Below are 828 nucleotides of genomic sequence, written 5' to 3'. Positions count from 1 at the left end.
CGTCTCCGTCAGCGCGGGCATGGTGTTGAGCGAAACGCGCCGTCAGCGGGTGTTGAAAGCAGAGAAATAACGCTTAGGTTAACGTCGTCTGAAAACTGGAAATTTGGTTTTCAGAGACGTTTGTTATAGGCGGATTAGTACCGTCATTCCTGCGCAGGCAGGAATCCATCGTAAAACTTGAGAAACCTTTATTTGAAAAACAGTTTCCGAATTTCAAAAATGGATTCCCACCGTAGCCTGTCCTCGCGTAGGCGGGGGCGGGAATGACGACAACCGGTAAATTGCGTAACGAGAATAAAGTAACTTAGATATAGGTATTTTTTATTTGAATTTAGACTATTGACGGTTTAACTTCCTCCTACATAGCAAACGTCGTCTGAAAACCAGATTTCCAGTTTTCAGACGACGTTTTATTCAGAGGCTATTCTATTTATCCGACCATTTCATCGACTTTGCGTTGATAGCTTTTCAACAGCTCCGCCGAGCGGGCAAAGCGTTCGGCTTCATCGTTCAATGATGCGTACCGCACCTTGGCGGTTGACGACGGTCGGTACGCCGATATACACACCGTTTTGTCCGAACTCGCCTTCTAGCAAGGTGGAAACGGGCAATACGACGCCTTGATTGTGCAGGATGGCGTTGGAGATGCGGCTTAAGCCCATGCCGATGCCGTGGCTGGTCGTGCCTTTGGCGGCGATGACTTCGTAGGCGGCATTGCGCACGTTGTTATAGATTTTGTCCATACGCGCCTGCCCGTCTTCCGATTGTTCCAGCATCTTCTGAACCGACATACCGGCGATGTTGGCGGTGCTCCAAAGCGCAATGATG

1 pseudogene is annotated in these 828 nt (G+C 49.3%); it reads right to left on the bottom strand.

From position 1 onward, the window contains the following. Positions 1 to 430: 430 nt before the first annotated feature. Positions 431 to 828 (bottom strand): annotated as a pseudogene (gene ldh, locus ACTHUR_RS13050) (L-lactate dehydrogenase); the annotation flags it as partial.

This window comes from Neisseria sp. P0021.S007, from assembly GCF_051956855.1.
Note: the sequence above shows the minus strand (reverse complement) of the source record. Positions and strands in the feature narration are given on the sequence as shown.